23 protein-coding genes are annotated in these 26,707 nt (G+C 63.3%); 14 read left to right on the forward strand and 9 right to left on the reverse strand.

Features of this window, described 5'->3' with window-relative positions; translation table 11 throughout:
* Positions 1 to 133 precede the first annotated feature (133 nt).
* The 5 genes from O0879_RS16830 to O0879_RS16850 all read left to right on the forward strand — a co-directional run bounded on the left by O0879_RS16830 (position 134) and on the right by O0879_RS16850 (position 6,094).
* Positions 134 to 868: a response regulator transcription factor gene (locus O0879_RS16830; RefSeq protein WP_034746066.1), complete on the forward strand. Its 735-nt coding sequence runs from the start codon at positions 134 to 136 to the stop codon at positions 866 to 868.
* Positions 865 to 2,397, forward strand: a complete 1,533-nt coding sequence (locus O0879_RS16835; RefSeq protein WP_289917589.1) for a sensor histidine kinase — start codon at positions 865 to 867, stop codon at positions 2,395 to 2,397. The genes O0879_RS16830 and O0879_RS16835 overlap by 4 nt, the downstream gene beginning before the upstream one ends.
* The gene (locus O0879_RS16840; RefSeq protein ID WP_289917591.1) at positions 2,390 to 2,704 is read left to right on the forward strand and encodes a DUF4212 domain-containing protein; all 315 of its coding nucleotides are present in this window, start codon (positions 2,390 to 2,392) and stop codon (positions 2,702 to 2,704) included. Before O0879_RS16835 ends, O0879_RS16840 begins: the two co-directional genes overlap by 8 nt.
* Positions 2,701 to 4,749 carry a sodium:solute symporter family protein gene (locus tag O0879_RS16845; RefSeq protein WP_099666353.1) on the forward strand — a complete coding sequence of 683 codons (2,049 nt, stop codon included), beginning with the start codon at positions 2,701 to 2,703 and terminating at the stop codon, positions 4,747 to 4,749. The genes O0879_RS16840 and O0879_RS16845 overlap by 4 nt, the downstream gene beginning before the upstream one ends.
* Before the next feature lie 118 nt (positions 4,750 to 4,867).
* Positions 4,868 to 6,094, forward strand: a complete 1,227-nt coding sequence (locus O0879_RS16850; protein WP_289917595.1) for a 6-phosphofructokinase — start codon at positions 4,868 to 4,870, stop codon at positions 6,092 to 6,094.
* On the opposite strand, the gene O0879_RS16855 is transcribed toward O0879_RS16850, so the two are convergent.
* On the reverse strand, positions 6,091 to 6,927 hold the full coding sequence (locus O0879_RS16855) for an IclR family transcriptional regulator (RefSeq protein WP_289912929.1): 837 nt from the start codon (positions 6,925 to 6,927) through the stop codon (positions 6,091 to 6,093). The genes O0879_RS16850 and O0879_RS16855 overlap by 4 nt on opposite strands.
* Before the next feature lie 163 nt (positions 6,928 to 7,090).
* Between O0879_RS16855 and O0879_RS16860 the strand changes: the two genes are divergently transcribed.
* The gene (locus tag O0879_RS16860; RefSeq protein ID WP_289917597.1) at positions 7,091 to 8,707 is read left to right on the forward strand and encodes a choline dehydrogenase; all 1,617 of its coding nucleotides are present in this window, start codon (positions 7,091 to 7,093) and stop codon (positions 8,705 to 8,707) included.
* A 121-nt stretch (positions 8,708 to 8,828) separates the two neighbouring features.
* On the forward strand, positions 8,829 to 10,160 hold the full coding sequence (locus tag O0879_RS16865; RefSeq protein ID WP_289917599.1) for an MFS transporter: 1,332 nt from the start codon (positions 8,829 to 8,831) through the stop codon (positions 10,158 to 10,160).
* A 185-nt stretch (positions 10,161 to 10,345) separates the two neighbouring features.
* On the opposite strand, the gene purM is transcribed toward O0879_RS16865, so the two are convergent.
* Complete coding sequence (gene purM / locus O0879_RS16870) at positions 10,346 to 11,389, reverse strand: phosphoribosylformylglycinamidine cyclo-ligase (RefSeq protein ID WP_289917601.1); 1,044 nt, start codon at positions 11,387 to 11,389, stop codon at positions 10,346 to 10,348.
* 188 nt (positions 11,390 to 11,577) lie between these two features.
* On the opposite strand from purM, the gene O0879_RS16875 reads away from it, so the two are divergent.
* From O0879_RS16875 to panB, 6 genes are all read left to right on the forward strand, one after another.
* Positions 11,578 to 12,660: an AI-2E family transporter gene (locus O0879_RS16875; RefSeq protein ID WP_289917603.1), complete on the forward strand. Its 1,083-nt coding sequence runs from the start codon at positions 11,578 to 11,580 to the stop codon at positions 12,658 to 12,660.
* Between the two features lie 77 nt (positions 12,661 to 12,737).
* Positions 12,738 to 13,406 (forward strand): DnaA regulatory inactivator Hda, encoded by a 669-nt coding sequence (gene hda, locus O0879_RS16880; RefSeq protein WP_058048421.1) that lies wholly within the window; start codon positions 12,738 to 12,740, stop codon positions 13,404 to 13,406.
* Positions 13,406 to 14,077, forward strand: coding sequence for an HAD family hydrolase (locus O0879_RS16885; RefSeq protein ID WP_099668341.1), 672 nt, complete (start codon positions 13,406 to 13,408; stop codon positions 14,075 to 14,077). The genes hda and O0879_RS16885 overlap by 1 nt, the downstream gene beginning before the upstream one ends.
* Positions 14,070 to 15,443, forward strand: a complete 1,374-nt coding sequence (gene pcnB / locus O0879_RS16890) for a polynucleotide adenylyltransferase PcnB (RefSeq protein WP_099666347.1) — start codon at positions 14,070 to 14,072, stop codon at positions 15,441 to 15,443. The genes O0879_RS16885 and pcnB overlap by 8 nt, the downstream gene beginning before the upstream one ends.
* A gap of 8 nt (positions 15,444 to 15,451) precedes the next feature.
* Positions 15,452 to 15,940 carry a 2-amino-4-hydroxy-6-hydroxymethyldihydropteridine diphosphokinase gene (folK, locus tag O0879_RS16895; protein ID WP_099666346.1) on the forward strand — a complete coding sequence of 163 codons (489 nt, stop codon included), beginning with the start codon at positions 15,452 to 15,454 and terminating at the stop codon, positions 15,938 to 15,940.
* Between the two features lie 120 nt (positions 15,941 to 16,060).
* On the forward strand, positions 16,061 to 16,936 hold the full coding sequence (gene panB / locus O0879_RS16900; RefSeq protein WP_289917605.1) for a 3-methyl-2-oxobutanoate hydroxymethyltransferase: 876 nt from the start codon (positions 16,061 to 16,063) through the stop codon (positions 16,934 to 16,936).
* A gap of 54 nt (positions 16,937 to 16,990) precedes the next feature.
* Here panB and O0879_RS16905 read toward each other — a convergent pair whose 3' ends face one another.
* From O0879_RS16905 to O0879_RS16935, 7 genes are all read right to left on the reverse strand, one after another.
* Positions 16,991 to 18,478 (reverse strand): aldehyde dehydrogenase, encoded by a 1,488-nt coding sequence (locus tag O0879_RS16905; RefSeq protein ID WP_289917607.1) that lies wholly within the window; start codon positions 18,476 to 18,478, stop codon positions 16,991 to 16,993.
* Between the two features lie 36 nt (positions 18,479 to 18,514).
* Positions 18,515 to 19,360, reverse strand: coding sequence for an ABC transporter permease subunit (locus O0879_RS16910; protein ID WP_289917609.1), 846 nt, complete (start codon positions 19,358 to 19,360; stop codon positions 18,515 to 18,517).
* Entirely contained in the window at positions 19,357 to 20,298 is a 942-nt protein-coding gene (locus O0879_RS16915; RefSeq protein ID WP_289903298.1) for an ABC transporter permease subunit, read from the reverse strand. Before O0879_RS16915 ends, O0879_RS16910 begins: the two co-directional genes overlap by 4 nt.
* A 7-nt stretch (positions 20,299 to 20,305) precedes the next feature.
* Complete coding sequence (gene potA / locus O0879_RS16920) at positions 20,306 to 21,454, reverse strand: polyamine ABC transporter ATP-binding protein (RefSeq protein ID WP_289917610.1); 1,149 nt, start codon at positions 21,452 to 21,454, stop codon at positions 20,306 to 20,308.
* Between the two features lie 138 nt (positions 21,455 to 21,592).
* Positions 21,593 to 23,053 (reverse strand): aspartate aminotransferase family protein, encoded by a 1,461-nt coding sequence (locus tag O0879_RS16925; protein ID WP_289917612.1) that lies wholly within the window; start codon positions 23,051 to 23,053, stop codon positions 21,593 to 21,595.
* 12 nt (positions 23,054 to 23,065) lie between these two features.
* The gene (locus tag O0879_RS16930; RefSeq protein WP_152284186.1) at positions 23,066 to 24,436 is read right to left on the reverse strand and encodes a glutamine synthetase family protein; all 1,371 of its coding nucleotides are present in this window, start codon (positions 24,434 to 24,436) and stop codon (positions 23,066 to 23,068) included.
* A gap of 67 nt (positions 24,437 to 24,503) precedes the next feature.
* Entirely contained in the window at positions 24,504 to 25,271 is a 768-nt protein-coding gene (locus tag O0879_RS16935) for a gamma-glutamyl-gamma-aminobutyrate hydrolase family protein (RefSeq protein ID WP_289917613.1), read from the reverse strand.
* A gap of 284 nt (positions 25,272 to 25,555) precedes the next feature.
* Here O0879_RS16935 and O0879_RS16940 point away from each other — a divergent pair, with 284 nt between their 5' ends.
* On the forward strand, positions 25,556 to 26,701 hold the full coding sequence (locus O0879_RS16940) for an MFS transporter (protein WP_289917616.1): 1,146 nt from the start codon (positions 25,556 to 25,558) through the stop codon (positions 26,699 to 26,701).
* Positions 26,702 to 26,707 lie beyond the last annotated feature (6 nt).

Consider the following 26,707-nt stretch of genomic DNA (forward strand, 5'->3'; position numbering starts at 1 on the left):
TGATCAATGCAAGCGGAACGTGGATTTGTTTTGAAACAGATCAATACAACCCTGTTTTTCACAAAAATTCGCCACCTTGCGGAAAATGAAACACAATACAAGCTTCTACCGTCGCAAGCATAGGAAGTGCACCATGCGTATTTTACTTGCCGAAGATGACAGCGTGCTGGCCGATGGCCTGACCCGCTCGCTGCGCCAGTCCGGTTATGCGATCGACTACGTCAAGACCGGGCAAGAGGCCGATACGGCCCTGTCCACCCAGGAATTCGACTTGCTGATCCTCGACCTGGGCTTACCCAAGATGTCCGGCCTGGAAGTGCTGCGCCGCCTGCGCGCGCGCGCCTCGCTGCTGCCCGTGCTGATCCTGACGGCCGCCGATTCCATCGAGCAACGCGTGAATGGCCTCGACCTCGGTGCCGATGATTATATGGCCAAGCCGTTCGCCTTGTCGGAACTGGAGGCAAGAGTGCGCGCCCTGACGCGCCGCGGCGCTGGCGGCGGCGCCACCATCATCAAGCACGGCCCCCTCAGCTACGACCAGGTGGGGCGCAGCGCCTACATCAACGACCAGATGCTGGACCTGTCGGCGCGCGAACTGGGCTTGCTGGAAATCCTGCTGGGCCGCACGGGCCGCCTCGTTTCAAAAGAGCAACTGGTCGACCACCTGTGCGAATGGGGCGAGGAAGTGTCGAACAACGCCATCGAAGTGTATGTCCACCGCCTGCGCAAGAAGATCGAGGTGGGCGGCGTGCGCATCGCCACCGTGCGCGGCCTCGGCTATTGCCTGGAAAAATACTCGGAAGCGGCGCGCCTGAACGCCGAAGCGGGCGAGTCGGCAAGCCCGGCCAGCGGACCCGCCAGCAAGTGAAGGCGCGCGAGGCGCCAGCGGACGAGGCGGACGACGACGACTGGTTCGAGCCGCCCACCACGGAGCAGGATGACACCATCGAGCATTCGCTGTTCGGCGAAATCCTCGACTGGATGCTGGCGCCCTTGCTGCTGCTGTGGCCGATGAGCATCGCCATCACCTATCTGGTGGCCAAGAGCATCGCCAATCAACCGTTCGACCATGCGCTGGAAGACAGCGTGACGGTGCTGACGCAACAGGTCAAGCAAGCCGATGGCGCGATGCTGCGCCACGTGCCGGACAAAAATGGCAAGGGCCGCGACTTCCTGCGCGGCGACGATGTCGACACCCTGTATTACCTGGTGGTGGGCCCGCGCGGCGAATACCTGAACGGCGACCGCGATCTGCCGCCGCCGCAAGACCCCGACAAATACCGCAGCGGCATGGTGCTGTTTCGCAACGACACAATCCACGGCACGCCCGTGCGCGTGGCGTTCAGCTATCTCGACATTCCTTCCGGCAACGACGATGAACCCAGCCGCGCGCTGGTGCAAGTGGCGGAAACCCTGGAAAAGCGCGCCCAGCTCGCCAATGAAATCATCAAGGGCGTGATTTTGCCGCAGTTCATCATCCTGCCCGTGATCCTGGCCCTGGTCTGGTTTGCCCTGGCGCGCGGCCTGTCGCCGCTGGCGCAATTGCAGGAGCGCATACGCGCCCGGCCGCCCGACGATTTATCGCCCATCGAATCGGGCCAGGTGCCCGAGGAAATCACGCCGCTGGTCGGTTCGCTCAACGAGATGCTGGCGCGGCTGTCACTGTCGATCGACATGCAGAAGCGCTTCATCGCCGATGCCGCGCACCAGATGAAAACGCCGCTCGCCGGCATGCGCATGCAATCCGAGCTGGCCCTGCGCCAGACCGACCACGACGAAATCCACCGCTCGCTGCTGCAACTGGCGAAAAGTTCGGAAGCGGCCACGCGCCTGGTCAACCAGTTGCTGGCCCTGGCGCGCGCGGAAAACCAGCCGCAGGCGGGCACAGCGTTCGAACCGATCGAGCTGAGCGAACTGGCGCGCGGCGTGGTGCAGGATTGGGTGCAAGCCTCGTTTGCCCAGCATATCGACCTGGGCTTCGAGCAGCCCGCGTATTCGATCTTGATATCCGGCAATGCCATGATGCTGCGCGAGCTGCTGAGCAACCTGATCGACAATGCCTTGCGCTACACGCCGGCTGGCGGCAGCGTCACGGTGCGCGTGCGCAGCACCCTGGAACTGGCCATCCTGGAAGTGGAAGATACGGGCCCCGGCATACCGCAAGCGGAGCGGGCGCACGTCTTCGAACGCTTTTACCGCATTCTCGGCAGCAATGTCGACGGCAGCGGCCTGGGCTTGGCCATCGTGCGCGAAATTGCCCAGCAGCATGGCGCCGAAGTCGATATTTTTAACAATCCGCGCGCGCAGTCGCCGAAGCTGCCGGGCACCCTGCTGCGTCTGAGCATCGCCCTGCTGTTGCCGGACGCGCCAGAAGAGGATGACATCACGTATGGATAAGCCGAGCCCACCCGCTCCCCCCGCGCGGCCGGCGCGCACGCCCAGCCCCGAGCTGCAGGCGCGCCTCGATGTGCACTGGCGCAAGACGCGGCGCCTGACGTCCATCCTGCTGCTGGTCTGGCTACTGACGGGCTTCCTGACCGTGTTCTATGCGCGCGAACTGTTACATTTGAATCTGTTCGGCTGGCCGCTGCCCTTTTATATGGCGGCCCAGGGCGCCTCGCTCGTGTACCTGGCCATCATCGCCTTGTATGCCTGGCGCATGCGGCGCCTCGACCGGGCGTTTCATGCCGAGGAGCAAGCATGAGCGGCCAACGCAGCTTCTTTGCGCGCCTGTGCCGCTACTACCTGCTGTTTACCGCCGGTTTCGCCGCCTTCCTGCTGGCCCTGTCGGTACTGGAACAGGAAGGCATGCCGCGCGCGTGGATCGGCTACCTGTTCATGCTCGTCACCATCACCCTGTACGCCACCATCGGCGTCATCAGCCGCACCTCGAACGTCACCGAATACTATGTGGCGGGGCGCCGGGTGCCGGCCATGTTCAACGGCATGGCCACGGCCGCCGACTGGATTTCGGCGGCCAGCTTCATCAGCCTGGCCGGCGGCCTGTACCTGAACGGCTTCGACGGCCTGGCTTTCATCATGGGCTGGACGGGCGGCTATTGCCTGGTGGCGCTATTGATCGCGCCCTACCTGCGCAAGTTCAGCCAGTACACGATTCCCGATTTCCTCGCCGCCCGCTACGGCAGCGGCACCGACAAACGGGGCGCCAGCGTGCGCGTGGTGGCCGTGGCCGCCACCATCATCGTCTCGTTTACGTATGTGGTGGCGCAGATCTATGCCGTCGGACTGATCGCCTCGCGCTTCACGGGCGTGGATTTTTCCGTCGGCATCTTCCTGGGCCTGGCCAGCATCCTCGTCTGCTCCTTTCTGGGCGGCATGCGCGCCATCACCTGGACGCAGGTGGCGCAGTACATCATCATCCTCGTCGCCTTTCTGATTCCCGCCATGTGGCTGTCGGTCAAGCATGCGGACAATCCCGTGCCGCAGATCGCCTACGGCAAGGTGCTGCCGCAACTGAGCGCGCGCGAACACGTGCTGGAAACGGACCCGAAAGAAAACGAAGTGCGCGCCATCTTCCGCCAGCGCGCGCAAAGCTACCAGGCGCGCATCGACGGCTTGCCTGCTTCCTGGGAACAAGGCCATCTGACGGCCCAGCGCCAGCTCGATAGTTTGCGCCAGCGCAATGCTTCGCTGTTCGACATCCGCAACGCGGAGCGTTACCTGATCGCCTATCCGAAAAGTCCGGACGAGGCACGCGTGCTGTGGCAGGCGGCGCAGGCGCAGAACCAGAAACGCGCCGAGCCGATCATTCCGCACGCGCAGCCGTTTCCCGCCGCCGACCGGGAACAATCCGACATCAAGCGCAACAATTTCCTGGCCCTCGTGTTCTGCATGATGCTGGGCACGGCCGCCCTGCCCCACATCCTGATGCGATCCTACACCACGCCGTCCGTGCACGAAACGCGCGTGTCCGTCTTCTGGACCCTGTTCTTCATCTTGTTGATCTACCTCACGATTCCCGCACTGGCCGTGCTGGTCAAGTACGATATTTACTCGGCGCTGGTGGGCACGCAATACACGAACCTGCCCACCTGGGTATCTTACTGGGCCAACGTGGACAAGCTCAGCCCCCTGATCAGCATCGTCGACGTCAACCGCGACGGCATCGTGCAACTGGCGGAAATTTCCATCGATGCCGACGTGCTGGTGCTGGCCACGCCCGAGATCGCCGGCCTGCCCTACGTGATCTCCGGCCTGGTGGCGGCCGGCGGCCTGGCTGCCGCCCTGTCGACGGCCGATGGCTTGCTGCTGGCCATCTCCAACGCCCTGTCACACGATATTTATTACAAGGTGGTCGATCCCACCGCCTCGACGCAAAAGCGCGTGACGATCTCGAAATTGCTGCTGCTGGCCGTAGCCTTCATCGCCGCCTATGCGGCCTCGCAAAAGCCGGCGGACATTTTGTCGCTCGTGGGCGTGGCCTTTTCCTTGGCCGCCTCGACCCTGTTTCCGCCGCTGGTGCTGGGCGTGTTCTGGAAACGCGCCAACCACCAGGGCGCGCTGGCCGGCATGCTGGCGGGCTTTGGCGTGTGCCTGTATTACATGCTGCACACGAGCACCATGCTGGGCGGTAATGCCAGCGGTCAATGGTTTCATATCGCGCCCATTTCCGCCGGCATCTTCGGCGTGCCGGCCGGCCTGGCCGCCGCCGTGCTGGTCAGCTGGCTGACGCCGGCACCAGGACGTCGCAGCACGGGACTGGTCGAGCATATCCGGGCGCCGGAATAACAGCGCATCCAGGCCAAGGGATGAAATGGAGAAATTCCGCGACAGAACTATCGGAAAAAACTGCGCTCCGGCAAAAAAGGAGTAGGCTGGAGGGCCGTTCCATTTACGAGGAAATCCCATGCCGTCTGGAAAAATTCTTGTCGCCCAAGGGGGCGGCCCCACCGCCGTCATCAACCAGTCGCTGGTGGGCGTGGTGCTCGAATCGCGGCGCTTTCAACATGTCACGCGCGTGTATGGCGCGCTGCACGGCGTGCGCGGCATCATCAATGAAGAATTCGTCGATCTGACGCAGGAGACCAGCCACAACCTGGAACTGGTGGCCGCCACGCCATCCTCGGCCCTCGGTTCCACGCGCGACAAGCCCGATATTGCCTACTGCCAGCAAATCTTCGAAGTGCTGCGCGCGCACGAGATCGAACACTTCTTTTACATCGGCGGCAATGACTCGTCCGACACGGTGCGCATCGTCAGCGAGGAAGCGCACAAGGCCGGTTATCCGCTGCGCTGCATCCACATCCCGAAAACCATCGACAACGACCTGGTGGGCAGCGACCACACGCCCGGCTTTCCCTCGGCCGCGCGCTTCGTCGCGCAAGCGTTCGCGGGCGCCAACCTGGACAACGCGGCCTTGCCCGGCGTCTACGTGGGCGTGGTGATGGGCCGCCACGCAGGCTTTTTGACGGCCGCCTCGGCGCTGGGCAAGAAGTTCCCCGACGATGGCCCGCACCTGATCTACCTGCCCGAGCGTGTCTTTGCTCTGGATCAATTCCTCGCCGACGTGAAGGCCATGTATGAAAAACATGGCCGCTGCGTGATTGCCGTCTCGGAAGGCATCCACGATGCCTCGGGCGAGCCGATCGCCAGCCTGCTGGCCACACAGGCGGGCAATGCGGTCGAGCGCGATGCGCACGGCAACGTGCAATTGTCCGGCACGGGCGCGCTGGCCGACCTGCTGTGCGACGAGATCAAGGCGAAGCTGGGCATCAAGCGCGTGCGCGGCGATACCTTCGGCTATCTGCAGCGCTCCTTCATCGGCTGCGTCTCTGATGTAGATCAACGCGAAGCCCGCGAAGTGGGTGAAAAGGCCGTGCAATTCGCCATGTGGGGCGAGCGCGACGGTTCCGTCGCCATCAAGCGCACGGGTTTTTATTCCGTCGATTACGAGTTGCTGCCCCTGACGGACGTGGCGGGCAAGACGCGCACCATGGAAGACGAATTCATCAGCGCCAGCGGCACGGACGTGACGGATGCTTTCCGACTGTATCTGCGCCCGCTGCTCGGTTCTGGCATGCCGGACGCCTTCCGCCTACGCGCGGCGAAGGTGGCAAAGGTCTTGAAACCCTAGCTGTTTTCCGCAAGCAGCAGCGGCCGCAGCTTGACGGCCGCGTCCTTCAGTTGCGGCACGTGCTGCAGCAGCTGCTCCACGGACTTGCGCGCCACGGGCGCGTGGCAGGCGACGGCCGCCACGATGCGCCCGTCGGCCGCGCAGATGGGCACGGCCACGGCGACCATGCCATGCACGAATTCCTCGTCGTCGATGCCGATGCCCAGGCGGGCGATGCGCACGATCTCGCGCTCGAGCAGCACGGGGTCCGTGATGCTTTTCGGCGTGCGCGCCTGCAGGGTCAGCATGGCCAGCAACTCGCGCCGCTCCAGCAAATTCATGTGCGCCAGGAATAATTTTCCGCTCGCCGTGCAATGCATGGGCGCGCGCGTGCCCAGCACCAGATGCAGGCGCAGCGGTTCCTGCGTTTCCACGCGGTCCACATACACGATCGCATTCCCCTCGGGAATCGCCAGATTGCACGTCTCGCCCGTGGCCGCCACCAGGCTGCCCAGGATGCTGCGGCTCACACGGATCAGGGCATTGTTGCGCAGGGTCGCCAGCGCCAGGTTGGTGGAAGCGGCGCCCGGCACGTAGCCGCGTCCCACGGGCGTGCGCAGCACATAGCCATGTTGCTCCAAGGTATCGAGCAGGCGCATCATGCTGGCCTTGGGCACCTGCATGCGCGCGGCCAGTTGCGACAGGGTCAAGGGCTGGCTGGCGCTGGCCAGGTGCTCGATCAGGCGCAGCACGCGCAAGCCCCGCGCCTCGTCGCCATGGCTGGCCGCCGTGCTGGACGCCGCCTGGCTACCTTCTTCGGCCTCGGCCGGCCGTTTTTGAAACGCATCATGCATGTTCTGTTTCACCTCTCGCGTATGCGGCTGTTTCCGCTTGTCCCGGTGCTGCACGTCTTTTATAAATGGAACAAGAAGTTCCGAAAATAATCAATAAAGACCAGTGTATCGCAAAAACCGCCCGCCGAGGCGGCGCGATACCGCAACGCAGGAGACAAGAGCAATGTTGCAAACACACTATGATTACATCGTCGTCGGCGCCGGTTCCGCCGGCTGCGTGCTGGCCAACCGCCTGTCGCACGACAGCAACAACCAGGTATTGCTGCTGGAAGCGGGCGGCAAGGACAACAATCCCTGGATCCACGTGCCGGTCGGCTATTTCAAGACCATGCACGACCCGAATCTGGACTGGTGCTACCGCACGGAAGCGGACGCCGGCATCGCCGGGCGCCAGCTGCAATGGCCGCGTGGCAAGGTCTTGGGCGGTTCCAGCTCACTCAACGGCTTGCTGTACGTGCGGGGCCAGAAGGAAGATTACGACCGCTGGGCCGAACTGGGCAACGCTGGCTGGAGCTATGCCGAGGTACTGCCCTACTTTAAAAAATCGGAAGACCAGGAGCGGGGCGCCAGCGATTACCACGGCGTGGGCGGTCCATTGAAGGTGTCGGATTTGCGCCTGCGCCGCCCCATCGCCGAACACTTTATTGCGGGCGCCACGGAAAGCGGCATCCCCTTCAATACCGATTACAACGGCGCCACGCAGGAAGGCGTGGGCTACTTCCAGCAGACGGCCAGCAAGGGTTTGCGCTGGAGCACGGCCAAAGCCTTTTTGCGGCCGGCCCGCAAGCGCGCCAACCTGCGCGTGGAAGTGCACGCGCAAATCACCCGCGTGCTGTTCGAGGGCAAGCGTGCCGTCGGCATCGAATTCCGCCAGGATGGCCAGCTGCGCCAGGCGCGTGCCGGCGGCGAAGTGATTTTATGCGCGGGCGCCATCGGCTCGCCGCAAATCCTGCAATGCTCGGGCGTGGGTCCGCGCGCCCTGCTGGCTGACGTGGGCGTGCCTCTCGTGCACGACTTGCCCGGCGTGGGGCAGAACCTGCAAGACCATTTGCAAATCCGCCTCGTCTTCAAGACGCGCTTGAAAACACTGAACGATGAAGTCAACAGCCTGTGGGGCAAGCTGTGGGTGGGCATGCAATATGTGTTTTCGCGCTCCGGTCCTTTGACCCTGGCGGCCAGCCAGGTGACGGTATTTACCAAATCCTCGCCCGAGGTGGAGCGGCCCGACATCCAGTTCCACATGCAGCCGCTGAGCGCCGACAAGCCGGGCGAAGGCGCGCATCCGTTTTCCGCCTTCACCTCGTCCGTGTGCCAGCTGCGCCCGCACAGCCGCGGCCACGTGTCGATCAAGTCCGCCGACCCGCTCGCCTATCCGGGCATTTACCCGAACTACCTGTCCGACCCACGCGACCAGCGCACGGCGATCGCCGCCCTGCGCGTAGCGCGCAAAATCGCCGCCGCGCCGTCGCTGGCGCCGCACATCATTGCCGAGTTCGTGCCCGGCCCGCAATTCGAGACGGATGAAGAACTGCTGGATGCGGCGCGGCGCTTCAGCCAGTCCATCTACCACCCCAGCGGCACCTGCAAGATGGGCCATGACGCCATGGCCGTCGTCGACGACCGCCTGCGCGTACACGGCTTGCAGCACCTGCGCGTGGTCGATGCGTCGATCATGCCGGAAATCGTCTCGGGCAACACGAACGCTCCCACCATCATGATCGCGGAAAAAGCGGCCGACATGATCCTGGCGGACGCCGTGCGGCTGCCGCAGGCGGCCTGACCCACCCGCTCCATTCCCAGCAAGGAGGATGCCAACGGCGGACAGACCGGCCCGCCCCCAATGACTCGGCAAGCAGCCCAGCATCAAAAAATACATAATCGATATCGATTGGAGACTAGATATGGACAACAATCCCAACAATCCGAAAAAGGCCAAAGAGCTACGGAAAGTCGTGATGGCCAGCGTGATCGGCGCCACCATCGAGTGGTATGACTTTTTCTTATACGGCGTCGTCGCCGGCATCGTGTTCAGCAAGCTGTATTTCCCGGGCGGCGATCCGCTCGTTTCGACCATGCTGGCCTACGGCACCTTCGCCGTGGGCTTTCTGTCGCGCCCCATCGGCGGCGTGATCTTCGGCCACTTCGGCGACAAGATCGGCCGCAAGAGCATGCTGGTGATGACCCTGATGATCATGGGCATCTCCACCTTCCTGATCGGCGTGCTGCCCACGTATGACCACATCGGCTACTGGGCGCCCGGCCTGCTGCTGTTCCTGCGCGTGCTGCAGGGCATCGGCCTCGGCGGCGAGTGGGGCGGCGCCGTGCTGATGGCGTATGAATATGCGCCGCCGAAGGAGCGCGGCTTCTATGCGAGCCTGCCGCAGATCGGCCTGGCCATCGGCCTGTGCCTCGCCTCCGGCGTGGTGGCGGTTCTGTCGTACAGCCTGACGGATGCGCAATTCCTGTCCTGGGGCTGGCGCGTGGCCTTCATCCTGTCGGCCGCCCTCGTCTTCATCGGCATGTGGATACGCCTGAACGTGATGGAAACGCCGGAATTCCAGGCCGTCAAGGAAAAGAACGCGGAGACGCAGATTCCGTTTTTCGACCTGCTGAAACGCTACCCGGGCAATGTCTTGAAGGGTATGGGCGCGCGCTATATCGATGGCGTGTTCTTCAATATCTTCGGCGTGTTTTCCATCACCTATCTGACCAATACCATCAAGATCGCCCGCACGGAAGCGCTGATGGGCGTGATGGCGTCCGCCGTCGTAATGTGCTTCTGCATCCCGTTCTTCGGCCGCTTGTCGGACCGCATCGGCCGCACCAAGGTGTTTTTCTGGGGTTCACTGATCACGGGCGTGTCGGCCATCCCCGCCTTCTGGATCATGCTCAACCACGCCGACAATCCGCTGCTGCTGTGGTGTTCCGTGATCATCCCGCTGGGCGTGCTGTATTCGGCCGTGTACGGCCCGGAAGCGGCCCTGTTCTGTGACCTGTTCGACGCCAAGGTACGCTACACGGGCATTTCCTTCGTCTACCAGTTCTCCGGCATCTTCGCCAGCGGCCTGACGCCCATCATCGCCACCTACCTGCTGAAGACGGGCAATGGCGAACCGTGGCACATCGTCGGCTACATCCTGTTCGCGTCCCTCGTCTCGGCCGTCAGCGTGGCCATGATCGGCAGGGGCGGCTCGCAGCCGGATGGGCGCATGAAGCCGGCGCACGCAAGGTAAGCTGGCAACTGGCATAAAAAAAGCAGGCTCTCAAAGAGGCCTGCTTTTTTCTTACGAACGCCACAGCGCCTGACAAAACCGTAGCGAGCGCCAGTGATTTGTGGCTAAGAAGCGCAACCGTACTCTAGTACGGTGAGCATCGCAGGCCGCAAAGCGCGGCGCGCAGTAGGTTTGGTCAGGTGCGATCAGATAACGATGGTTTGATGCTCGTCGCCCACGCGGGCACGGATGGTGCCGATGCGCGAGACGGTTTCGCCGGCCGCTTGCAGCTGGGCGATGGCGGCGTCCGCGTTTTCCTGCGAGACGATCACGGTCATGCCGATGCCGCAGTTGAAGACGCGGTGCATTTCGGCGTCAGCCACGCCGCCGTGCTGTTGCAGCCACGTGAACAGCGGTGGCATGGTCCACGATTTCGAGTCCAGCTCGGCCACCAGGCCAGGCTGCAGCACGCGCGGGATATTTTCCACCAGGCCGCCACCGGTGATGTGCACCATGCCCTTGACTTCCATGGCGTCCATCAGCGCCAGCAATGGCTTGACGTAGATGCGCGTCGGCTGCATCAGCACGTCGGCCAGCTTGCGGCCATGGAAGTCGCCTTCCATGTCCGGTTTTGCCACTTCGATAATCTTGCGCACCAGCGAGTAACCATTCGAGTGCACGCCCGACGAAGCCAGACCCAGCACCACGTCGCCCGGGGCGATCTTGGTGCCGTCGATGATTTTCGATTTTTCCACGGCGCCGACGGCAAAACCTGCCAGGTCGTATTCTCCAGCCGGGTACATGCTCGGCATTTCCGCCGTTTCGCCGCCGATCAGTGCGCAGCCCGCTTGTTCGCAACCCTGGGCGATGCCCTTGATGACGTCGGTGGCGATGGCCACGTCCAGCTTGCCGCAAGCGAAGTAATCGAGGAAGAACAGCGGTTCGGCGCCTTGCACCAGGATGTCGTTGACGCTCATGGCGACCAGGTCGATGCCGACCGTGTCGTGGCGGTTCAGTTCGAATGCCAGGCGCAATTTCGTACCCACGCCGTCGGTGCCCGAGACGAGCACCGGTTCCTTGTACTTCTTGCTGATTTCAAACATGGCGCCAAAACCGCCCAGGCCGCCCATCACGCCTTCGCGCAGGGTGCGCTTGGCAAACGGCTTGATTGCTTCGACTAAAGCGTCGCCTGCGTCGATATCGACGCCAGCGTCACGGTAGGAAAGGGAAACATTAGAAGTCTGGTTCATGGTGTGGTGGCAGCGGAGGCGGTAAAATAGAAGGCGGATACCCGCCGGCACGCGCGCGCAAGCATGTTTTTCAACATCGTGCGGCAGGGCGCCAGCGGGTGAATTCGGTCGATCAAGTCGCTATTTTATCAAACTGCCCCGCCATTTCGTAATTAACTGCCTTTTTTTAACGCAACAGTACAAACTCCATGCCATTCGCCATCACCGCCGAACAGAAGCAAACAGCATTTTGGATCGCGGTCTGGCTGGCATTCCTGCTGCTGCTCGTCAGCCTGGGCCCCATCCTGACGCCCTTCCTGGCCGCCGCCATCCTCGCCTACGTGCTCAATCCCGGCGTGGACCGATTGCAACGCCTGCACTACAAGCGCTTTTACCTGCCCCGTCCGCTGGCCGTGCTGGTCGTCGTAGTGTTGTTTTTCCTCGCCATTACGGCGCTGGTACTGATCGTCGTGCCCGTGCTGCAGAAGGAAATTCCCTTGTTGCAGGCGCAGATTCCCCAATTTCTCAGCAAGGCCAACGAGTTCCTGGCGCCGAAACTGCGCGACCTGGGCATCCGCGTGCGCCTGGATGGCACGGGCATCAAGCGCATGCTGAGCCAGCAGATGGCCACCAGCGGCGATGAAATCTGGAGCACAGTACTGGCCTCGGCCCGTATCGGCGGCACGGCCGTGCTGGGCTGGCTGGCCACCGTGGTGCTGATTCCCGTCGTGCTGTTCTATCTGTTGCTGGACTGGCATCCCATGCTGGCGCGCATCGCCGCCGCCGTGCCGCGCCGCTGGGTCGGCCGCACGGTAGGCATGGCGCAGGAAGTCGATACCCTGCTGGCGCAATACCTGCGCGGCCAGTTGCTCGTCATGCTGGTGCTGGCCACGTATTACTCGGCCGCGCTGGCCATCGCCGGTTTCGAAGTGGCATTGCCTGTGGGCATCATCACGGGCTTGCTGGTGTTCATCCCCTACCTGGGCTTCGGCCTGGGCCTGATGCTGGCGCTGATCGCCGCCCTGCTGCAGTTCGCCGACTGGAGCGGCGTGATCGCCGTGGCCGTCATCTACGGCTGCGGCCAGGTCATCGAAGGCTTTTTCCTCACGCCGCGCCTGGTGGGCGAGCGCATCGGCCTGAACCCGCTGGCCGTGATCTTCGCCTTATTGGCTTTCGGGAAACTGTTTGGTTTCGTCGGCGTACTGCTCGCTTTACCCGCTTCTGCCGTGTTGATGGTCGCTTTTAAGCATCTAAGACGCCACTACCTGTCCAGCACCTTCTATAATGCATAATAAAAGCGGATATCATATCAACCTGGCAATACCAATGATGCACAAGCAGTAATGAAAAACAGGACAAGGCGTACGCCATGAAACAACTGGTGCTCGATTTAGGCACAGACCAGGCGCACAGCCTCGATACCTTCGAGGTGGGACAGAATGCCGAAGTGGCGCAGCTGATGCGCCAGTTCGCCGCGCGCACTTCGCGCGAACATTTTGCCTACCTGTGGGGCGAACTGGCCGCCGGCAAGAGCCATCTGCTCAAGGCCCTGGCCAGCACCGAGCGCGCGCGCTACATTTCGCCATTCTCGATCGAGTCCGAATTCGTGTATTCGCCCGACGTCGACCTGTACCTGCTCGACGACTGCGAAAAGCTGTCGCCGCTGGCGCAGATCGATGCCTTTGCCCTGTTCAATGAAATCCGCGCCAACAAGGCGTTCATGGTATGCAGCGGCGCCGTGCCGCCGGCCGTGCTGCCCGTGCGCGAAGACTTGCGCACACGCATGGGCTGGGGCCTGATCTATCAAATCCACGGCTTGACCGACGATGAAAAAATCGCCGCCCTGACCCAGGCGGCCACCACCCGCGGCTTGACCTTGTCGCCCGGCGTGTTACCCTATCTGCTGTCCCATTTCCGGCGCGACATGCGTTCGCTGTCGACGATGCTGGACTCTCTCGACCTCTACTCCCTTGAAACCCAACGCCCGATCACCTTGCCATTGTTGCGCGAGTTGCTGCAGGCGGAAGCGAAAGAATGATGAATCTGGCCCTGTTTGACCTCGACCACACCCTGCTGCCCATCGACTCGGATCACGAGTGGGGCGAATTCCTGGTACGCATCGGTGCCGTGGACGCCGCCGAATTCACCCGCCGCAACGACGAATTTTTCGCGCAATACCAGGCCGGTACGCTCGATCCGGTGGAATACCTGGAATTTTCCCTGGGCACCCTGGCGCAATTTCCGCGCGAACGCCTGGAAGCGCTGCACAAGCAATTCATGGCCGAAGTGGTCATGCCGGCCATCCGCCCCGAAGTCGTGGCCCTGCTGAAACAGCACCAGGACGCGGGCGACCTGCTGGCCATCGTCACGGCCACCAACCATTTCATCACCAAACCCATCGCCGATGCGCTGGGCGTCGAACATCTGCTGGCCGCCATGCCCGAGTATGACGACAAAGGCAATGTCACGGGCAAGCTGGTGGGCACGCCGACCCTGGGCGCGGGCAAGCTGACCCACACCCATGCCTGGCTGGAAAAAATGGGCAAGGAACTGGGGCAGTTCGAGCGCAGCTATTTTTACAGCGATTCGCACAACGACATTCCCTTGCTGTCGGTCGTGACCCACCCTGTCGCGACCAATCCCAATACCGCTTTGAGCGCACACGCATCCCTCCACGGCTGGCCATCACTCCACTTATTCAATGATTAAAAAATTCATCCGCAAGATCCTCGGCGTTAAAAAAGAGGCAGCGCGCGACACCACGGCACCCATCGTGCTCGGTCCTGCGCAACACGGAATCGACCCGAAACTGGTGTCGTCGAATGCCATCCGCGTCACCAGCAGCCTGCAGGAAGCGGGTTTTGAGGCCTTTGTCGTCGGCGGCGCCGTGCGCGACCTGCTGCTGGGCGTCAAACCGAAAGACTTCGACATCGCCACCAACGCTACGCCGGAACAGGTCAAGCGATTGTTCCGCCGCGCCTTCATCATCGGCAAGCGCTTCCAGATCGTACACGTGATGTTCGGCCAGGATTTGCTGGAAGTGACGACCTTCCGCGGCGCGGGCGCCGATTCCGCGCCCAAGGATGAACACGGCCGCGTCCTGCGCGACAATACCTTCGGCTTGCAGCACGAAGACGCGCTGCGCCGCGACTTCACCATCAACGCCATGTACTACAACCCGGCCACGCAGGAAGTGCTGGACTACCACGGCGGCGTGGAAGACATCCGCGCCAAGACCTTGCGCATGATCGGCAAGCCGGAAGAGCGCTACCGCGAAGACCCCGTGCGCATGCTGCGCGTGGTGCGCTTCGCCGCCAAGCTGAAATTCACCATCGAGCCGCATACGGCCGCGCCGATTCCCATCATGGCGCCGCTGATCAACAATGTGCCCGCGCCGCGCGTGTTCGACGAAATGCTCAAGCTCCTGATGAGCGGCCACGCGCTGGCCTGCCTGCAGCAGCTGCGCAAGGAAGGCTTGCACCACGGCCTGCTGCCGCTGCTCGACGTGGTGCTGGAGCAGCCGCTGGGCGCGAAATTCGTCACCCTGGCGCTGGACGCCACAGACGCCCGCATCGCCGCCGGCAAGACCGTCTCGCCGGGTTTCCTGTTTGCCTCGCTGCTGTGGCACCAGGTGCTGGAAAAATGGACGGCCTACCGCGCCGCCGGCGAATCGACCATCCCCGCGCTGCACCTGGCGGCCGACGACGTGCTCGATTCGCAAACGGAAAAACTGGCCTTGCAGCGCAAGATCGGCTCCGACATGCGCGACATCTGGTCGATGCAGCCGCGCTTCGAGCGCCGCGTCGGCAAGGCGCCGTACAAGCTGCTCGAGCACCTGCGCTTCCGCGCCGGCTACGACTTCCTGCTGCTGCGCTGCGCCTCGGGCGAGATCGACATGGACATCGGCGAATGGTGGACGGCCTTCTACGAAGGCGACGAGGAAACGCGCGAAGCGCTGCTCGTCAGCGCCAATGCCGCGCCGGGCGCCGTCAAGAAGAAGCGTCCGCCACGCCGCAGCACGCGCAGCAAGACGGGCACCGGCGGCTCGACCAGCGGCAGCACCAGCGGCGAGTAAACGCAGCCATGCAGACAGCAACGGCAGTTATCGCTTATATCGGCATCGGGGCGAACCTGGGCGACGCGCGCGCCAACGTGCAGGATGCGCTTGCGCGCCTGGCGCGCCTGCCCGGCGCCAGCTTGCTGGACGCCTCGGCCAGCTACCGCACGGCGCCCATCGATTCGAGCGGCGACGACTACATCAACGCCGTGGCGCGCATCAGCACCACCGTGCCGGCAGAGGAACTGCTGCTGGCCCTGCACGCCATCGAAGCGGCGCACGGGCGCGAACGGCCCTACCGCAACGCCCCGCGCACGCTGGACCTGGACTTGCTGCTGTACGGCGACGAGCAGATCGCCAGCGCCACCCTGACGGTGCCGCATCCGCGCCTCACCGAGCGCGCCTTCGTGCTGGTGCCGCTGCTGGCCCTGGCGCCCGCCATCGCCGTGCCCGGCCTGGGGCCGGCGCAGGACTACCTGGCAAGCGTGGCCGACCAGGCCATCAGCCAGCTCTGACCCCGCCTCTGCCCCATCTCGCTCCCATCCTCTACAATGCCGCTCCTGCAGCGCGCCGCATAAAGTACTACACTAGCGGCGTCGCAATCGCATCACCCCCTTTCACTCTAGAGAATACCTATGTCCGCTTATTTGCAAGGAACAGATCTGGCAGCCAAAGACAAGGCCGCCGCACCGGCACCGGCGCCATCCAAGCCTGTCGCCAACAAGGCCGTGACCATCCATACGCTGGCCACGCTGCGCGCCGCCGGCGAGAAGATCACCATGCTGACCTGCTATGACGCCAGCTTCGCGTCCCTGATGGACCGCTGCGGCGTGGAAATCCTGCTGATCGGCGATTCGCTCGGCATGGTCTGCAATGGCCACAGCTCCACCCTGCCCGTCACCGTGGCCGAACTGGCCTACCACACGGCATCCGTGGCGCGCGGCAGCAAGTCCGCCATGATCGTCGCCGACCTGCCGTTCGGCGCCTATGGCACGCCCGAGACAGCCTATGCCAACGCCGTCATCCTGATGCAGGCTGGCGCGCACATGATCAAGATCGAAGGCGGCGCCTGGCTGGCCGAGATCGTCCGCTTCCTCACCGAGCGCGGCATCCCCATCTGCGCCCACATCGGCCTGACGCCGCAATTCGTGCACCAGCTGGGCGGCTACAAAGTGCAGGGCAAGAGCACGGAAAGCGCCACGGAGCTGAAGAACGACGCGCTGACGCTGCAAAACGCGGGCGCCGCCATCGTGCTGATGGAAGCGATGCCGTCGCAGCTGGGCAAGGAAGTGACCGAGATGCTGACGATTCCGACGATCGGCATCGGTGCCGGTCCCGATTGCTCGGGCCAGGTCCTCGTCATGCACGACATGCTGGGCGTCTTCCCAGGCCGCAAGGCACGCTTCGTGCGCAACTTCATGGAGGGCGCGGCCAGCATCGACGACGCCGTCATCGGCTATGTCAAAGCCGTCAAGAATGGCAGCTTCCCGGCGCTGGAACACTGCTTCTGATGTCATTCCGCCTGTCGGCCTGCGCGCTGCGCGCCAGGCCGACAGCGCTTCGCTTTACCCCACCTGTATCCACGTCGTCTTCAACTCCGTGTACTTGTCCAGCGCGTGCAGCGACTTGTCGCGCCCGTTGCCCGACTGCTTGTAGCCGCCGAACGGCACGGTGATATCGTCGCCGTCGTACTGGTTGACGTGTACGGTGCCCGCGCGCAGGGCGCGCGCCGTCTGGATGGCCTGGGTGATGTCGGATGTCCACACGGCCGCCTGCAAGCCGTACGGCGTGGCGTTGGCCTGTTTCACCGCCTCGGCAATATCCGTAAAGCCCAGCACGGACAAGACGGGCCCGAATATCTCTTCGCGCGCGATCGTCATGCCGGCGTCCACGCCGAAGACGGTGGGTTGCACGTAATAGCCACCCGTATCAAGAAGCACGGCCTCGCCGCCGCCCAGCAGCTGCGCGCCTTCCTGCTTGCCGGAAGCGATATAGTCCATCACGGTCTTCATCTGCGTGGCGTCGACGATGGCCCCCATGACGGTGGCTTCGTCGAGCGGGTCGCCCGGCTGAAAGCGGGGCAGCATGGCCAATGCCTTGGCCAGGAATTCGTCCCTGATCGATTCTTCCACGAACAAACGCGAGGGCGCATTGCAGCTTTCGCCCTGGTTGAAAAAGATGGAACCGACGGCGGCCGCCACGGCCTTGTCCAGGTCAGGGCAATCGGCGCAAACGATGTTGGCGGACTTGCCGCCCAGTTCAGTCCACGCCCGTTTCAGATTCGACTGGCCCGCCATCTGCACGATCAATTTGCCCGTGCGCGTGGAACCCGTAAAGCCGATGCAATCGACATCCATGTGCAGGGCCAGTGCGGCGCCCGCCTCGTGGCCGTAGCCGGGCAGCACGTTGAACACTCCCACAGGCACGCCCGCTTCGAGCGCGATGTCGGCCAGGCGCAGGGCCGTCAGCGGCGATTTTTCGGACGGTTTCAAGATCACGCTGTTGCCGGCGGCGAGGGCGGGCGCGATCTTCCAGGCGGCCATGATCATCGGGTAGTTCCACGGCACGATGGCGGCGACGACACCCACCGGTTCGCGCGTGATCAGGGCCAGGCTGTCGGCAGGGGTGGGGGCGATTTCATCGTAGACCTTGTCGATCGCCTCGCCATACCAGCGCAGGCAGTTGGCCGTGGCGCCCACGTCCACGCTCTGGCTGTATTTGATCGGCTTACCCATGTCCAGGGTTTCGAGCAGGGCCAGTTCGGGACCGTATTTCTGCACCAGCTCGGCGAACTTGATCAGCACGCGCTTGCGCTGCGCGGGCGATTTCCCTGCCCAGCGGCGGTCGTCAAAAGCGGCACGCGCGGCCTGCACGGCCGCATCCACGTCCGCGCCATCGCAACGCGCCACCTGCCCCAGCAAACGCCCATCGATGGGCGACAAATTGTCGAAGGTCTGGCCGGACCTGGCCGCGACCCGCTCGCCATTGATGAAGGCGCGTCCATCGATCTCGAGCGCTGCGGCACGTGCGTGCCAGCTGGTGTTTTCCGTCATGGTCGTCTCCTGCAAGATGAAAACGCCAGCTTACTCCTAGTCCGCCGAATACGCCGCAGACAGTTGCTTGCGACGTCTCCGGTCAGCGCGCGCCAGCATCACGGCATACGCGATCACGGCGAGTGTCACGACGAGTATCGTCAGCGCGGCGATGGCGTTGACGCGCGGATCGAGCCCCAGACGCGCGCGCGAGAAGATCACCAGCGGCATCGTCGTCGAGCCGGGGCCGGACAAAAAGGCTGACAGCACCACGTCATCGAGCGACAGGGTAAATGTCAGCAGCCAGGCCGATGCCAGGGCTTGCGTGATGTTCGGCAGGGTCACGAGGAAGAACACCTGGTGCGCGCGGCAGCCCAGGTCCATGGCCGCCTCGGCCAGCGACTTGCTCATTTCCTGCAGGCGCGACTGCACCACCACGGCAGCATACGCCATGCCCAGCAGGGTGTGGCCCAGCCAGATGGTCAGCACGCCCCGCTCGGGGAAACCGAAGACCTTTTGCATGGACACCAGCATCAGCAGCAGGGATAAGCCAATGATCACTTCCGGCATCACCAGCGGCGCGCTGACCATGGCGGAAAACACGGTGCGGCCACGGAAGCGCTGATAGCTGGTCAAGGCGAAGGCGGCGAACGTGCCGAGGATGACGGAAGATGTCGCCGACATGAAGGCGATCTTCAAGGACAAACCGAAACCCGCGATGATTTCCATGTCGCTCATCAGCTCGCTATACCAGCGCAGCGAGAAGCCGCTCCACACCATGTCCTGGCGCGAGCTGTTGAACGAAAAGACGATCAGCACGATGATGGGCAGGTACAGGAACAGATAGCCCAGCGAGAGCCAGCCGCGCCCGAACCAGCGCTGCAGGAAATTACGTCCGTTCATGTGCGCTCCTCCGCGTCCTGGTCCGTCTTGTATTTGTTAAAAATGGCCATCGGCACAAGGATCAGCAGGATCACCAGCACCGTTACCGACGAAGCCATGGCCCAGTCGTTATTGGTGAAGTATTCATCCCACAGCACCCTGCCGATCATCAGGGTTTCCGGGCCGCCCAGCAGCTCGGGAATCACGTATTCGCCCACGGACGGGATGAACACCAGCATGGCGCCGGCGATGATGCCCGACTTCGACAGCGGCACCGTGATGCGCCAGAACGCCTGCAATGGCGTGGCGCCCAGGTCGGCCGCCGCTTCCAGGTAGCGCATGTCCATTTTCACCAGATTGGCGTACAGGGGCAAAATCATGAAGGGCAGATAGGCGTACACCATGCCGACCACCAGGGAAAACGAGGTATTCATCATGTGCAGCGGTTCGCTCACCACACCCAGCGCGATCAGCAGGTCGTTGAGCAAGCCGTGATTGGCCAGGATGCCCTTCCACGCATACACGCGCAGCAGGAACGAGGTCCAGAACGGCAACATCACCAGCATCATCAGCACGGGGCGGATCGACGGTTTGGCGCGCGCCATGAAGTAGGCGAACGGGTAGCCTATGCACAGGCAGATGGCGGTGGTGATGGCCGCGTACTTGATGGAGCTGAGGTAGGTGAGCAGATACAGTTCATCGGCGGCGATGAACAGGTAATTTGCGATTTTCACCTTCAGCACGACGATGCCGTCGACATACGACAGCAAGCCGCCGAACGGGCTGCCCGCTGTGTCCATGTCGGACAGGCTGATGCGCAGCACGATCAGGAAGGGCACCAGAAAGGCGGCCGCCAGGAACAGCGACGGCACGGCGATGACGACGTTGCGGCCCGCATTTTTCCCCGTTATCCAGCGCAGGGTGACGAGATTGCGCAGCAATTGCAAAATAGGCGTCATGATGGCCTCAGCTGGTCAGCACGACGATGTCGGCGCCATCCCACCAGACCCACACGCGCTGCTCGCGCTCGAGGCGCGAGACATCGTGGCGGGCCGCGTTGGTGCGCGAGACTTTCACCACACTGCCGCTGTCGAGGCGCACGTGGTAACTGGTTTCATTGCCAAAATACGCCATGGCGACGATCACGCCCTGGGCGCAGTTATAGCCATGTTCGGCCGGCGACGCGCGCTCCTCCAGGGCGGGAGGCTCGATCTGGATGCCGATTTTTTCGGGGCGCACGGCCACCGAGACATCCATGCCCAGGTTGCCCGTGATGCCATGCGCGACATACTGGCGGCCATCGGGCGTGTCGATGATCACGTGATCCGGTTCGTCTTCCGTGATGCGGCCATCGAACAGATTCACGCTGCCGATGAAGTCGGCCACGAAACGGCAGTTCGGCGTTTCATAGATTTCGCCTGGCGCCCCCACCTGCAGGATACGTCCTTCGCTCATGACGGCGATGCGCGTGGCCATGCTCATGGCCTCGTCCTGGTCGTGCGTGACCATCACGCAGGTGACGCCCACCTGCTCGATGATGTTCACCAATTCCATCTGCGTGCGTTCGCGCAGTTTTTTATCCAAGGCGCCCAACGGCTCGTCGAGCAGCAGCAATTGCGGCCGCTTGGCCAGGCTGCGCGCCAGCGCCACGCGCTGCTGCTGGCCGCCAGACAGCTGGTGCGGCTTGCGCTTCGCGTACTGGCCCAGCTGCACCAGCGCCAGCATCTGCTCGACGCGCGCCGTCACTTCCGCTTTCGGCAAGCCGTCGCGGCGCAGGCCGAAGGCGATGTTGTCCCACACGGACAAATGAGGGAACAGCGCATACGACTGGAACATCATGTTGATGGGGCGCTGGTGCGGCGGCACATCGACGATGCTGCTGCCCGCCAGGGCGATGCGGCCCGACGTCGGCGTCTCGAAACCGGCCAGCATGCGCAGCAGGGTCGACTTGCCGCAACCTGAACTGCCCAGCAAGGCGAAGATCTCGCCCTTGTTGATCGTCACGGAAATGTCATTGACGGCGCGCACGCCATCGAATTCCTTGACCAGTTGATCAATCAGCAAAAAAGGCGCTGGGGCGTCGCTGGCCGAAGCAAAGGGTGTTGCTATCGTCATGTGTGGGTGGCTTCTGGGTAAGAGGGTGTCAAAATGAAAAACTGGCCGCTACAAAGAGCGACCAGGATGGAAGTTTAGCGGAACTGTCGCCATTGCGGTCCAAAAAATGCGCAGATGGCGGCAAAATGGGGCAAAAACCTACACCCAGCCCTTCGCCTGCACGTCCGCATGGGTCTTGTCCAGGCATACCCGTATCAAGCCCACCATTTCGTCGATCTGCGCGCGCGTCATGACCAGGGGCGGCGCGACGATCATTCGCTCGCCCACGGCGCGCATGATGACGCCGTTGTCGAACATGTGGCCGCGGCAGATCATGCCCACGCCCTGGTTCTCGTCGAACAGTTCATTCTCGTGCACGGTGGCGCCCTTCTTGCGCACCAGGTTCAGGCCCGCAACCAGGCCGCAGCTGTCCGCATAACCGACCAGCGGATGTTCGCCCAGGCTGGCGAAGCACTGTTTCAGGTACGGTCCCGTATCCTCGGCCACCTTGGCCACCAGTTGCTCTTCCTCGATGATACGGATATTTTCCAGCGCGGCCGCGCAGGCCACGGGGTGGCCGGAATACGTGAAACCGTGCGTGAATTCGCCGCCCTGCTCGATCAGCACCTTGGCGACCCTGTCGCCCACCAGCACGCCGCCCAGCGGCACGTAGCCCGAGGTGACACCCTTGGCAAAGGTGATCAGGTCGGGCTTGATGCCGAACAGTTCGGAGCCGAACCAGCGCCCCAGGCGGCCGAATCCGCAGATGACTTCATCGGCGATGAGCAAAATACCGTACTTGTCGCAGATGCGCTGGATCTCGGGCCAGTAGGTCGAGGGCGGGATGATCACGCCGCCGGCGCCCTGCACCGGTTCGCCGATGAAGGCGGCCACCTTGTCGGCGCCGATTTCCAGGATTTTGTCTTCCAGCCAGCCGGCCGCCTTGATACCGAATTCCTCGGGACTCAAGCCGTGACCCGATTCCAGGTAATTCGGCTGGCCGATATGCGCGATACCAGGGATGGGCAAACCGCCCTGCGCATGCATGCCATCCATGCCGCCCAGCGACGCTCCAGCCACCGTGCTGCCGTGATACGCATTGTGGCGGCTGATGACGGTATGGCGCTCCTTGTGGCCAAGAATGTCCCAGTAGCGGCGCACCATGCGCAAATTCGTGTCATTGCCCTCGGAGCCGGAGCTGGTGAAGAACACGTGCTGGAAATGCGGCGGTGATATTTGCGCCAGCTTGGCCGCCAGCTGCGCGGCCGGCACGTTGGTCGTGCCAAAGAAGCTGTTATAGAAGGGCAGCGTCTCCATTTGCCGGTACACGGCTTGCGAGATCGACGTGCGGCCGTAGCCCACGTTGACGCACCACAGGCCCGACATGCCATCGACGATTTTCTTGCCTTGGCTATCCCACAGGTAGACACCGTCGCCGCGCACGATCACGCGCGCCCCCTTGCCGGCGAGGTCCTGGAAATCGGTGAACGGGTGCAGGTAGTGGGCCGAATCCATCTGCTGGATGGCGGCCGTGTCGTACACCTGCGGCGCCGCGTTTTTCTGCGCCACGGAGGCGACCAGGGCGGCGCTGGGCGCCAGCGGATTGTGTGTTGTGCTCATTGCGATCCTTTCCTATACGTGCAGCAGCAGATGTTCGCGCTCCCACGGACTGATGACGGTCATGAATTCCTGATGCTCGAGGTCCTTGATGGCCGCATACACGTCGATGAAGCGCTCGCCCAGCACCGTGCGCAGCTTGTCTTCCGCGCGCAGCAGCTGCAACGCTTCCGGCAAGCCTTGCGGCAGTTCGAATTTCAAATCATAGGCACTGCCCACCATCATCGGCGTCGCTTCCAGCTGTTCCGTCATGCCCAGGTAGCCGCAGGCCAGGGTCACGGCCAGCGCCAGGTAGGGATTCGCGTCGGCGCCGATGATGCGGTTTTCCACGCGCCGGTCCTGCACGCCCGATTCGGGCACGCGGAAGCCCACCGTGCGGTTATCCAGGCCCCACTGGATGTTGATGGGCGCGGCCGTGTGGCGCACGATGCGGCGGTAGGAATTCACGTAGGGCGCGACGATGGCCATGGCCGATGGCATGTAGCGTTGCAGGCCCGCGATGTAATGCTTGAAGATGGGCGCAGCCGAACCATCCTCGTTACTGAAAATGTTCAGGCCCGTCTTCGCATCGACAACGCTCTGGTGCACGTGCATGGCGGAACCCGGTTCGCCCGCCATGGGCTTGGCCATGAAGGTGGCGTACATATCGTGTTTCAGGGCAGCTTCGCGCAGGGTGCGCTTGAAGAAAAACACCTTGTCGGCCAGGCCCAGCGGATCGCCGTGCAGAAAGTTGATTTCCATTTGCCCTGCGCCGATCTCGTGGATCAGGGTGTCGACGTCAAGGTTCATCAATTCGCAGTAATCGTAGATATCCTCGAACAGGGGATCGAACTCGTTGACAGCGTCGATGCTGTACACCTGGCGGCTCGTCTCGGCCCGCCCGCTGCGCCCGATGGGCGGCTTCAAGGGCAAGTCCGGGTCCGTGTTTTTCGCCGTCAGGTAGAACTCCAGTTCCGGCGCCACCACGGGTTTCCAGCCCTTGTCCGCATACAGTTTCAGCACGCGGCGCAGCACGGAGCGCGGCGCGAAATCGACCAGCATGCCGTCGGCAAAATAGCAGTCGTGGATGACTTGCGCGGTGGGATCCGTGGCCCACGGTACCATGGTGATGGTGGTGGGATCGGCCTTCAAGATCATGTCGCGGTCGGTGCTGGAAATGGCACGGTCATAGCCGCCATCGTCGACCGGGTAATTGCCCGTCACCGTCATGCCCAGTACCGCTTCCGGGATGCGCATGCCGCGCTCCTGGGTAAATTTCCCGCGCGGCAGGATCTTCCCCCGCGCCACGCCCGTCAAATCGGGCACCAGGCATTCGATTTCCGTGACGCGCTTTTCATTGAGCCACAAATCCATATCCGTATAGGTGAAATTTTCGCGTATTGCCATGTTTCCCTCTCGTTGGTCTTGCGCTTTTCCTGATTAAGCGCCGCATGGTGCCGGTGCGGCGCGCCTGTCATTCTTTATTCCTGTGCTGCTGTTCCTGGAAATCGCGGCACGCCTGGCCAAAGGCGCCGAATAGCCGCATCGACTGCGGGTTGTCTTCCACCTGCCATTCCGGGTGCCATTGCACGGCCAGCGTAAAACCGGCGGCACTGGCCACGCTATACGCTTCCACCAGGCCGTCGTCGGCCAGTGCTTCCACCAGCAAGCCATCGGCCAGCCGGGCGACGCCCTGGCCATGCAAGGAATTGACCATCATCTCGCTCTCGCCGCCCAGCAGGCGTGACAGCAGGCCTTCGGGCATCAGCTTGATGCGGTGCGCGGGCATGTACTGGCGCGCCAGGGGATCGAGCACATTCTCCCTGTGGTCCTGCATGCCCGACACGACGTGCACGGCCTGGTGCAGGCTGCCGCCAAGGGCCACGTTGACTTCCTGGAAGCCGCGGCAGATGGCCAGCAGGGGCAGCTGGCGCGCCAGCGCGGCGCGGATCAGGGGCAAGGTGGTGGCGTCGCGCGCGGGATCTTGCGGCAGGTCGGGATGCAGGATGTCTTCGCCATACAGGCGCGCGTCGACGTTCGAGGCGGAACCGGTCAGCATGACGCCGTCGGCGATGTGCAGCGCCGCTTCCAGGTCCACATCCGCACCCAGGGCGGGCAGCAGCAGCGGCATGCAGCCGGCGCCGCGCAGCACGGCGTGCAGGTATTTGTCCTGCGCCATGTGCCAGATGTGGCTGCCAAGCTGGCGCTGGCAGGCGGGGACGAGAACGATGGGACGGCGCATAGAGTGCTACCTCGCTGGCGTGACGATCCAATGACAGCCCATGACGGCGCTGCCGCTCGCTTCACTGTACAGCAGAGCCGGCAGGGGCGACCACACCGATGGCCGTGGCCAGCGGCGGCACACATCGCCTACACTACGGCTTTGCAATATTGTCTTTGTTAAAATCATCATATGCCCGTCCGGCGCCAAATACCAGCGCCACCGGCAAAGTCTTCTTACTTTCCCATGCATCCACACCGTTTTCCAGCCTTTCTAAATACCTGTTTCACCCTATGGGAGCAACCATGAAGCACATGCCGTGGCGCGACTTCTTCGCCCTCGTGGTGAGCATCGGCGTGGTGGGCCTGGGCCTGGGCGCCACCATGCCGCTCACCGCGCTGACCCTGCACCAGCGCGGCGTGGGCACGGACATCATCGGCATGATCACGGCCGTCAGCGCCCTCGGCATCCTGGCAGCCTCGCCGTTCGTCTCGCGCTGGGTAGGACGCTTCGGCGCGCGCGCCACCATGCTGGGCGCCGTGTGGGTGGCATCGCTGGCGACGATCGCCATGCAGTTCACCGATCACCTGCTGGCGTGGAGCGTGTTGCGCTTCCTGTTCGGCGGCGCCATGGGCGTGCTGTTTACCATCGGCGAAGCGTGGGTGAACCGCCTGGCGCCCGACAATTCGCGGGGACGCGTGGTGGCCATGTACACCACCAGTTTTACCTTCTTCCAGCTGATCGGCCCCGCCCTCGTGGCCCTGTTCAACGACAAGATCAGCTGGAGCTTCGCCGCCTGCGGCCTGCTGTTTTTGCTGGCCGTGCCGGGATTGATGCTGATCTCGAACAGCGGCCCGGAACGCGAACCGGAGGAACATGGCGTGAAATGGACCCTGATCCTGCCGCGCATGCCGATGATCGTGCTGGGCGCCGCCTTCTTCGCCCTGTTCGACACGCTGGCATTAAGCTTGCTGCCCCTGTACGCGATGGAGCACGGCATCGGCACGGACCTGGCCCTGCTGTCGGCCACCGTGGTACTGGTGGGCGACACGGGCCTGCAATTCGCGCTGGGCTGGATGGCCGACCGCTTCGGCCGCGCCAAAGTCCACGCGGGCTGCGGCGTGGCCGTCTGCCTGCTGCTGCCGCTGCTGCCGTTCGCCGTCGGCACGCCGTGGCTGTGGTGGACCTTGCTGCTGTTGCTGGGCGCGGCGGCGGGCGGCATCTACATGCTGGCGCTGGTGGCGTGCGGCGAGCGTTTTACGGGCCTGTCACTGACCAGCGCCAGCGCCATCGTCAACGCCACCTGGGGCGTGACCAGCGGTGGCGGCCCCCTGCTGACGGGAATCCTGATGCAATCGGTGGGCGTGAACGCCCTGCCGGCCGTGATGTGGGTGTGCGCCGCCATTTTCGTGGGCAGCGCCGTGTGGGAACGCAGGAAGGGGATCGTTTAACTTCCG

Source organism: Janthinobacterium sp. SUN120 (genome assembly GCF_030397735.1).
Lineage (GTDB): Bacteria > Pseudomonadota > Gammaproteobacteria > Burkholderiales > Burkholderiaceae_D > Janthinobacterium > Janthinobacterium kumbetense.